Annotated in this window: 9 protein-coding genes and 2 tRNA genes; 9 read left to right on the top strand and 2 right to left on the bottom strand. The window is 69.8% G+C overall.

What is annotated here, in order from left to right; all coding sequences use genetic code 11:
• The first annotated feature begins 112 nt into the window (after window positions 1–112).
• From gyrA to JOD48_RS00840, 5 genes are all read left to right on the top strand, one after another.
• On the top strand, window positions 113–2,794 hold the full coding sequence (gene gyrA / locus JOD48_RS00825) for a DNA gyrase subunit A (RefSeq protein ID WP_372440668.1): 2,682 nt from the start codon (window positions 113–115) through the stop codon (window positions 2,792–2,794).
• Window positions 2,791–3,768: a DUF3566 domain-containing protein gene (locus tag JOD48_RS00830; RefSeq protein WP_225227187.1), complete on the top strand. Its 978-nt coding sequence runs from the start codon at window positions 2,791–2,793 to the stop codon at window positions 3,766–3,768. The genes gyrA and JOD48_RS00830 overlap by 4 nt, the downstream gene beginning before the upstream one ends.
• 128 nt (window positions 3,769–3,896) lie before the next feature.
• Window positions 3,897–3,970, top strand: a tRNA-Ile gene (locus JOD48_RS00835).
• 30 nt (window positions 3,971–4,000) lie between these two features.
• Window positions 4,001–4,120 carry a DLW-39 family protein gene (locus JOD48_RS19315; RefSeq protein ID WP_210410998.1) on the top strand — a complete coding sequence of 40 codons (120 nt, stop codon included), beginning with the start codon at window positions 4,001–4,003 and terminating at the stop codon, window positions 4,118–4,120.
• A gap of 30 nt (window positions 4,121–4,150) precedes the next feature.
• Window positions 4,151–4,223: transfer RNA gene (locus JOD48_RS00840), tRNA-Ala, on the top strand.
• Between the two features lie 165 nt (window positions 4,224–4,388).
• Here the strand turns inward: JOD48_RS00840 and JOD48_RS00845 are convergent.
• Window positions 4,389–5,366 (bottom strand): DUF2231 domain-containing protein, encoded by a 978-nt coding sequence (locus tag JOD48_RS00845; RefSeq protein ID WP_204806755.1) that lies wholly within the window; start codon window positions 5,364–5,366, stop codon window positions 4,389–4,391.
• Window positions 5,367–5,515: 149 nt separating this feature from the next.
• Between JOD48_RS00845 and JOD48_RS00850 the strand changes: the two genes are divergently transcribed.
• Window positions 5,516–6,055, top strand: coding sequence for a peptidylprolyl isomerase (locus JOD48_RS00850; protein ID WP_191791239.1), 540 nt, complete (start codon window positions 5,516–5,518; stop codon window positions 6,053–6,055).
• A gap of 155 nt (window positions 6,056–6,210) precedes the next feature.
• Entirely contained in the window at window positions 6,211–6,936 is a 726-nt protein-coding gene (locus tag JOD48_RS00855; protein ID WP_307823901.1) for a rhomboid family intramembrane serine protease, read from the top strand.
• Window positions 6,937–7,111: 175 nt separating this feature from the next.
• On the opposite strand, the gene JOD48_RS00860 is transcribed toward JOD48_RS00855, so the two are convergent.
• The gene (locus JOD48_RS00860; protein WP_191791240.1) at window positions 7,112–7,366 is read right to left on the bottom strand and encodes a cell division protein CrgA; all 255 of its coding nucleotides are present in this window, start codon (window positions 7,364–7,366) and stop codon (window positions 7,112–7,114) included.
• Between the two features lie 172 nt (window positions 7,367–7,538).
• Here JOD48_RS00860 and JOD48_RS00865 point away from each other — a divergent pair, with 172 nt between their 5' ends.
• Together JOD48_RS00865 and JOD48_RS00870 are read left to right on the top strand one after the other, a co-directional pair.
• Window positions 7,539–8,375: a DUF881 domain-containing protein gene (locus JOD48_RS00865; protein ID WP_307823902.1), complete on the top strand. Its 837-nt coding sequence runs from the start codon at window positions 7,539–7,541 to the stop codon at window positions 8,373–8,375.
• A gap of 240 nt (window positions 8,376–8,615) precedes the next feature.
• Window positions 8,616–9,263 (top strand): aminodeoxychorismate/anthranilate synthase component II, encoded by a 648-nt coding sequence (locus JOD48_RS00870; protein WP_191791241.1) that lies wholly within the window; start codon window positions 8,616–8,618, stop codon window positions 9,261–9,263.
• Window positions 9,264–9,283 lie beyond the last annotated feature (20 nt).

Here is a 9,283-nt window from a genome sequence, read left to right on the forward strand (position 1 = left end):
CGCCGGCGGACCGTCCGAGAGGGCGGGACCCGCTGGCGCGGGCACGGGCTCCGTGCCATGACGACTCAGCTTCACCACCCAGCAGGACCACGACAGGACGAGGTAGACGACGGTGACGGACGAGACTCCCGAGCAGGACGAGAACCAGGGGACCCTTCCCGGGGACGGGACCGAGGCGACGCCGGCCGACGGCGCGGTCGCGGTGCAGCACGGCCGGATCGCGCAGGTGGACCTGCAGCTCGAGATGCAGCGCTCGTACCTCGACTACGCGATGAGCGTCATCGTGGGTCGCGCGCTCCCGGACGTGCGTGACGGTCTCAAGCCCGTCCACCGTCGTGTCCTGTACGCGATGCACGACGGTGGATACCGCCCCGACCGGGCGTTCTCCAAGTGCAGCCGTGTCGTCGGCGACGTCATGGGCAAGTTCCACCCGCACGGTGACACGTCCATCTACGACGCCCTGGTGCGTCTGGTCCAGGACTGGTCGCTGCGCTACCCGCTGGCAGCCGGCCAGGGGAACTTCGGTTCCCCCGGCAACGACCCGGCGGCCGCGCCGCGATACACCGAGTGCCGCATGGCGCCGCTGGCCACGGAGATGGTCCGGGACATCGACAAGGAGACCGTCGACTTCCAGGACAACTACGACGGTCGCACGCAGGAGCCCGTCGTCCTGCCGTCCCGCTTCCCGAACCTGCTGGTCAACGGTTCGGCCGGGATCGCGGTCGGCATGGCCACGAACATCCCGCCGCACAACCTCCGCGAGGTCGCGGACGGCGTGAAGTGGCACCTCGAGCACCCGGAGGCCTCCAAGGAGGAGCTCCTCGAGGTGCTGCTGACCAAGATCAAGGGCCCCGACTTCCCGACCGGCGCGACGATCCTCGGCCACAAGGGCATCGAGGAGGCGTACCGCACGGGTCGTGGCTCGATCACGATGCGCGCGGTCGTCAACGTCGAGGAGATCCAGAACCGGATCTGCCTCGTCATCACCGAGCTCCCCTACCAGGTCAACCCGGACAACCTGGCGCTGCGCATCGCGGACCTGGTCAAGGACGGCAAGGTCCAGGGCATCGCCGACATCCGCGACGAGACGTCCGGTCGTACGGGGCAGCGCCTCGTGATCGTGCTCAAGCGCGACGCGGTCGCGAAGGTCGTCCTGAACAACCTGTACAAGCACACGTCTCTCCAGGAGAACTTCGGCGCGAACATGCTCGCGCTGGTCGACGGCGTGCCGCGCACGCTGAGCATCGACGCGTTCGTCCGGCACTGGACGACGCACCAGATGGACGTCGTCATGCGCCGCGCCCGGTTCGACCTGCGCGCCAAGGAGGAGCGGGCACACATCGTGCGCGGCTACCTCAAGGCGCTCGACGCGCTCGACGCGGTCATCGCGCTCATCCGTGGTTCGGCGACGGTCGAGGACGCCCGAGAGGGCCTCATGGCGCTGCTCGAGGTCGACGAGATCCAGGCCCGTGCCATCCTGACCCTCCAGCTGCGTGCCCTCGCGGCCATGGAGCGTCAGAAGCTCATCGACGAGTACGCCGAGCTCGAGGCCGCGATCAAGGACCTCAACGACATCCTGGCCCGTCCCGAGCGCCAGCGTCAGATCGTGGGCGACGAGCTCGAGGAGATCGTGGCCCGGTACGGCGACGAGCGTCGCACGACGATCCTGCCCTACGACGGAGAGGTGTCGATCGAGGACCTCATCGCCGAGGAGGAGGTCGTCGTCACGATCACGCGCGGTGGCTACGCCAAGCGGACGCGCAGCGACAACTACCGCCAGCAGAAGCGCGGTGGCAAGGGCGTGCGCGGCGCGCAGCTGCGCGAGGACGACATCGTCGACCACTTCTTCGTCACGACGACGCACCACTGGCTCCTGTTCTTCACGAACCTCGGCCGGGTGTACCGGGCCAAGGCGTACGAGCTGCCCGAGGGCGGGCGCGACGCCAAGGGTCAGCACGTCGCGAACCTCCTGGCGTTCCAGCCCGGAGAGAAGATCGCCCAGGTCCTCGACCTGCGCGACTACGACGCCGCCGAGTACCTGGTCCTCGCGACCCGTCGTGGTCTGGTCAAGAAGACGCGCCTGGCGGAGTACAACTCGCCGCGTTCGGGCGGCCTCATCGCGATCAACCTGCGCGAGGACGAGGACGGCAACACCGACGAGCTGGTCTCGGCCCGTCTCGTGGACGCGACCGACGACCTGATCCTCGTCTCGCGCAAGGGGCAGTCGATCCGCTTCACGGCCGACGACGACGCCATGCGTCCCCTCGGACGCTCCACCTCGGGTGTGACGGGCATGAAGTTCCGCGAGGAGGACGACCTCCTGGCCATGGACGTGGTCCGTGACGACGCCTTCCTGTTCACGGTCACCGAGGGCGGTATCGCCAAGCGGACCCAGCTCACGGAGGACAACTACCGCGTCCAGGGCCGCAACGGCTTCGGCATCAAGGTGGCCAACCTGCCGGAGCGCAACGGTGACCTGGTCGGCGCGCTCGTGGTGGACGCGGACGACGAGGTGCTCGTCATCATGGAGCGCGGCAAGATCGTGCGCTCGTCGGTCGACGAGGTGAAGCCCACGGGTCGCACGTCGCAGGGCGTCATCTTCGCCAAGCCGGACAAGAACGACAAGATCATCGCCGTTGCGCGTAATGTCGAACGTCGGCTGGGGGAGGATCGGGATACCGTGGACGAGGACGCGTCCGAGCAGGGGCAGTCCGAGGCAGCCTCTCCCGCCAGCACCACCGGGCAGGAGGCTTCGTCGGAAGCGGCCCCCGGAGCCACCGAGGATGGTAGATGAGCAGCGAGAAGAAGTCCCCGCCGACGATCGTGCCGAAGGCGGTGTCGCCGCGCCCTGACGAGGTGACGAGCACCGCCACCCGCCCACCGGCGAGCAACGGCACCGCACGGACCGCAGGGGGCGGGACGACCAACGGTGCCCAGACCGGGGCGAGCGCTCCGGTCCCGCCGCCTCCCCCGGCGACGGGAGCGACGCCGTCGGGCGTGGCAGGGGCGAACGAGACGCCCGTCCCGCCGCCCCCGAGCAGCACGACCGCCCGGTCCGGCGCGCTGAAGGCGGCCGCCGCCGCCATGGCGACCGCCAAGGCGGCCGCCAAGAAGCTGGCCGAGCCCGCACCGGCGCCCGCGCCCGCGAAGCAGAGCGAGAAGTCCTCCGACGAGATCGACGACCGAACGGTGCCACGCGTGAACAAGACCCCGACGAGCGCCGGCGCACCCCCTGCAGGAGGCACGCAGGAGGTGCCCGCCATGCACTACACGGCGGCGGGCTTCAGCGGGACGGCGAGCCCGGTCACGGGCGCGACGCCCGCAGCCGCGGCCCCCGCCGCGCAGCAGGCGCCCAGGCCTGCTCAGCCGGCGACGGGTGCGACGCCTGCGGCGCGCCCGGCCGACGGGCCTCGGCGGGTACGGCTCGCGATCTCGCGCGTCGACCCCTGGTCGGTCATGAAGCTGTCGTTCCTGCTCGCCGTGGCGATCGGGATCATGACGGTCGTCGCGACGGCGGTCCTGTGGACCGTGCTCGACGGCATGGGGGTCTTCACCGAGACCGATGCGCTGATCCGGAGCATCGTGGGCGAGGAGTCCAAGGTCGACGTGCTCCAGTTCGTGGAGTTCAACCGGGTGGTCGCGCTGTCCACCCTGATCGCGATCGTGAACATGGTGCTCATCACAGCGCTGTCCACGATCATGGCCTTCATCTACAACATCGTCGCGGCGATGGTGGGCGGAATCCACCTGACACTGACGGACGACTAGGACATAACACCCCATACCGGGACGTCGTCCGAAGGGCCTCGAGCTGCTTCGGAGCGCGTCGGACGATGTCCCGGTTTGGGCGCACCCCGAGAAGTGCGGTAGTCTCAAGCGCTGCCGCAGCACAGCAAGGGCCTATAGCTCAGACGGTTAGAGCGCTTCCCTGATAAGGAAGAGGTCAGAGGTTCAAGTCCTCTTAGGCCCACTGCCGGAAACCCACCCGAGGGGGAACGTCATGAAGAAGTTCTTCGTACTGCTGCTCGTTGCCGGCGCCGGATTCTTGATCTGGCGCAAGGTGTCCGAGGACAACAACGAGCGCGATCTCTGGGCAGAGGTCACCGACACCTTCGAGTGACGGTCTCTGCGGGGTAGTTCCGCGCGATCTGGGGCCATGGCGCAATTGGTAGCGCACCTGCTTTGCAAGCAGGGGGTTAGGGGTTCGAGTCCCCTTGGCTCCACAGGGTGAACAGGCCGTCGGCCGGGTCTTCGGACCTGGCAGGCGGCCTTTCGCATGCCCACCGCACGGAGCCCCGCGGTACGTGCCTGCACCGGCCTGAACGACGAGAGCCCCGACCGGTCGTGCCGGTCGGGGCTCTCGGGTACCTCTGGGTGGGGGCGAGGTGTCAGACGGTCGGCTTCTTGCCGTCCCCGGCTGCCGTGTCCCCCTCGTCGCCCGACGGCGCAGCGTCCTTGGCGCGGGTCGTCGCCTTGCGCGTGGCCTCCTTGGCGTCGCTCACCGCCTCCTGGACCTTGCCGGTGATCTTCTCGCCTGCGTCGGTGACGGCCTCCTGGACCTTGCCGGTGGTCTCGCGGCCCTTGGCGACCGCGACGCCCGCTGCCTCGCCGACGGCCTCGGCCGCGTTGTTGACCGCTGCCCGCGCGTCCTCGAAGGTCGACGCTGGGACCTGGTCCCAGGGCTCGGCCCAGGGGTCGGTCGTGGGCTGCGCGCGACGCCACAGCACGTAGGCGCCGCCGGCGGCGGTGACGCCACCGACGACCCACCACAGGGCCTTGCTCTTCTTCTGGGGGTCGGCCTTGTCGGCCGCAGCGGTGAGCTTGGCCGGCGCGGCCTTGGCGGCCTTCTTGGCCGAGGCGGCCGACGTGTCGAGGCCCTTCTTGGCGGCCTTGGCGGCCTTCTTCGTCGCCCTCCGGGACAGCTTCTCGGCAGCGGCGGCCGACGCGACGGTCGCCGCGGCCGCGGCCTCGACGTTGCGGGAGGCGGCCTCGGCGGCCGCAGCCGCAGCCGCGTTGAAGCTTGCGACGATCTTGGGCAGGACCTCCTCGACCAGCTTGTCGTGGGCCGTGTCGATCGCCGGGCTGGCCTTCTCGGCAGCCTTCTCGACGCGGGGGGCCGCCGCCTGCAGGCTGTCCTGCCACGCCTTCTCGAGGCGGGGGGTGAGCCACTCGACGAAGGCCTCGACCTTGGGCTGGCCCCACTCCTTGGCCTGGTCGGCGAGCTGGGCTGCTGTCGTCTGCGCCTTGGCGCCCGCGTCGCCGACGAGCGCGGCGACCTCGGCTGCCTGATCCTTGATCTTCTCGGAGTCGATCGAGGAGATCGTGTCGTTCACGACTCGGGCGGAACGGCGGGTGCGGTCGGACATGGAGCCTCCTGTGTTCGCGGTGCTGGTGATGCTCGCTGGGACTCCACTCTGCCACCGTGCCAGGGGACCCGCGAGACAAGCGCGCCGAGGCGTTCGACACCAGTCGGGCGACTGGCGGGGGCCACAGGGCCTCGTGTGAGAATGAGGTCATGTTCGCAACCCTCCACACCACTGCTGGTGACATCCGTATCGAGCTCCTGCCGAACCACGCGCCCAAGACGGTGGCGAACTTCACCGGTCTGGCGAAGGGCACCACGACCTGGACGGATCCCCGCACGGGCGCCGAGAGCAACGCGCCGTTCTACGACGGGCTGATCTTCCACCGCGTGATCCAGGACTTCATGATCCAGGGCGGTTGCCCTCTGGGCACCGGGACCGGTGGTCCCGGCTACACGTTCAACGACGAGATCCACCCCGAGCTCCAGTTCGACCGCCCGTACCTGCTGGCCATGGCCAACGCCGGGTCGCGTCGCAACCCGGTCTCGGGCGAGGTCGAGGGCACCAACGGGTCGCAGTTCTTCATCTCGACGATCCCCACGCCGTGGCTCAACGGCAAGCACACGATCTTCGGCGAGGTCGCGGACGACGAGTCGCGCGCCGTGGTCGACGCGATCAACACGACGCGGACGCGTCCGGGTGACCGTCCGGTCGACGACATCGTCATCACCTCGGTCACCATCGAGGACTGACCATCTCCGTCCCCGCCTTCGGGACACCGGAGCCGGCCCAGCCGGCTCCGGTGTGTCCCCGACACCCCGACCGCGTCTCCTACGTCCGCTGCCAGCGCTGCGGCCGTCCGGCCTGCCCCGAGTGCCAGCGCCCTGCTGCCGTCGGCGTGCAGTGCGTGGACTGCGTCCGGGAACAGGCACGCAGCGTCCCGCGGACCCAGACGGCTCTGGGGGGCACGGTCCGTGGTGGGCGCCCCGTCGTCACGCTGACGATCGTCGCTCTGTGCGTCGGGAGCTGGCTGCTCCAGCTCGCGACGGGCGGTGACTGGACCCAGCGCCTGGCGTTCGCGCCCTTCATCGGCGAGACGGAGCCCTACCGCTTCCTCACTGCGGCGTTCCTTCACTCCACGGGCGTCTTCCACATCCTGTTCAACATGTACGCCCTGTGGATCACCGGTCCCTTCCTCGAGCAGATGCTCGGGAGGGTGCGGTTCGTCGCGCTGTACGTGCTCGCGGCGCTCGGGGGATCGGTCGGGGTCCTGCTGCTCGCGGACCCGACGACCCAGAGCTGGTACACCGCCGTCGTGGGGGCTTCCGGTGCGGTCTTCGGGCTCTTCGGTGCGATCCTGCTCGTCCTGCGGCGTCTCGGCCGGAACGCGACCCAGATCCTCGTGCTGATCGGGATCAACGTCGCGATCGGCTTCATCCCCGGCACCAACATCGCGTGGCAGGCGCACCTGGGTGGGCTCGCCGTCGGGCTGATCCTCGGGGCGGGGTACGCCTACGCGCCCAAGGCGCGCCGCACGCTGTGGAGCGTCGGGGTGACCGTGCTCGTCGCCGTCGCCCTGGTGGCGCTCACGGTCCTCAAGTACGCGTCGGTCCCCGAGATCGTGTTCTTCTGAGCCGACTACTCGACCTCGAATAGTTATCCACAGACTTACTCACACCTGTGGAACTACACCGGTGTAGTTATCCACAGGGTGATGTGGCCTGTGGGTATCCCGGCAGACCACGGGTGGGTCCGCAGCACTGCGGACCCACCCGAGCACGTCTCCCCGTCCGGACCGGGCGAGGGTCCTACTTCCAGCGAGTCGTCAGGACGAAGCCCGCGATGATCAGCGCGAACCCGATCGCCAGGTTCCACTGGTGCAGGCCCGGGATCGGCAGGCCGAGCCCGTTGCTCGTGAGGTAGAACAGGACGATCCAGGCCAGGCCGAGCAGCATCAGGGTGAGCATGGTCGGGACGAGCCAGCGCGGGTTGCCCGTGTCGGGCTTCTTCACCTGCGGGACCTTGACCTTGACTGGCTTCTTGCGGGACTTCGACTCGGGCACGAGAGCTGGCTCCTGTCCTCGGTATGCGTGATCCTGGCACGGGGGGTGTGCAGGAGCTGTGTCGGGTGGGACGAAACGGCGCTGCGCGACGTCGTGAACGGCAACGCCATTCGACGTCTAGCGTAGTGGGCCGACACAATAGCCCTGTGCACGGTGAGGCGGAGGTGGGTCAGTGAGCCAGCACGACCAGGACGTCGACGCGCCCCGGGGCGACGTCACCGACGTCGACGGCCGGGCCATGTCCGCCGACGGCGACGGACGTGCGCCGGTCGGCCCCAGGCCCACCCGCGGACGACGCATCCGTTCCGGCGTGACCGTGCTCCTGGTGCTCGCCCTCTCCGGGCTCATGTTCACGGCGAGCGCCCGGCTCGCACGCAACCAGGACGGGCGCCACCCCCAGAACCTCACCGACCTCGTGCAGAACGAGGAGCAGCGGGTCGAGAACATGACGGAGAAGGTCGTCGAGCTCGAGGCCGAGGTGACCTCGTTGGCCGAGGATCTCGCCCCCGCCGAGGTGACCCCACCCGAGGTCGTGGTGAACACCGGCATAGTGGCCGGCTCGGTCCCCGTCTCGGGACCGGCGCTCTCCGTGACCCTCGACGACGCGCCGCCCACCCAGAAGTCGGTCGACGCCCGCGTGGACGACCTCGTCGTCCACCAGCAGGACCTCCAGGAGGTCATCAACGCCCTGTGGGCGGGCGGCGCCGAGGCGATGATGCTCCAAGGGCAGCGCGTGACCCCGACCACCGCCTTCCGCTGCGTCGGCAACGTGCTCAACCTGCACGGACGGGTCTACTCGCCGCCGTACGTGGTCTCTGCCATCGGCGACCCGGCCGCCCTCCAGGCCGCGCTCGACCGCTCGCCCGTGATCAGCGTCTACCAGGAGTACGTCGACGCGTACGGGCTCGGGTGGAAGGTCGAGAAGTCGTCCTCGCTCGAGATCCCCGCCTTCGAGGGCGCGACCGACCTGCAGTACGCCCGGGTGCCCGGCGAGAAGGACGAGGCGTGAGCGTCGTCCCGCCCGCCGCGGGACGCAGGACCGACCGCGGGGGCGACGGCCGCACGGCGTCGCCGCACGCTGCGTGCCGTGGACGCCACGACCGGGCGCATGCCCGGGGAGCGATGATGTACGAGACGCGGTGGCCGTGGTGGCCGCTCCGGAGCGGCCGCGTCGAACGTGTGCTCCCGGCGGGCCCGGTGGCCGTGCCGTGTCAACCAGTCGACCGTCGAAGGAACAGGTGAGCTAGGGATGGTCCGCATCCTCGTCGTGGACAACTACGACTCGTTCGTCTACACGATCGTGGGGTACCTGAACCAGCTGGGTGCCCGGACGGTCGTCGTGCGCAACGACGCCGTCCCCCCTGTGGGCGTGGACGGCCGGTTCCGTGACGACGACGGCGTGTTCGACGGCGTCCTCGTCTCCCCCGGTCCGGGCACCCCCGCGGAGGCCGGCCAGAGCGAAGAGGTCATCCGTGCCTGTGCGGCGTCGCGTACGCCCCTGCTCGGGGTCTGCCTGGGCCACCAGGCGCTCGCCGAGGTCTACGGGGCCACCGTGACCCATGCCCCCGAGCTCATGCACGGCAAGACCAGCCTGGTCGAGCACGAGGACTCCGGCGTGCTGGCGGGCCTTCCCTCGCCCTTCACCGCGACGCGCTACCACTCGCTCGCGGTGGTCCCCGAGACCGTGCCCGCCGAGCTGGTCGTCACGGCCGCGACGGAGAGCGGGGTCGTCATGGCCCTGCAGCACAGGGACCTCCCGCTGCACGGCGTGCAGTTCCACCCCGAGTCGGTCCTGACCGAGGGCGGGCACCGGCTGCTCGCGAACTGGCTCGCGGCGTGCGGGGCGTCCGACGCCGTGGAGCGCTCCGAGGGGCTCGCGCCGCTCGTGCGCCGCTGACGCGGGGCGCCTCACCTCGA

It is taken from the genome of Oerskovia paurometabola (assembly GCF_016907365.1).
GTDB lineage: Bacteria > Actinomycetota > Actinomycetes > Actinomycetales > Cellulomonadaceae > Oerskovia > Oerskovia paurometabola.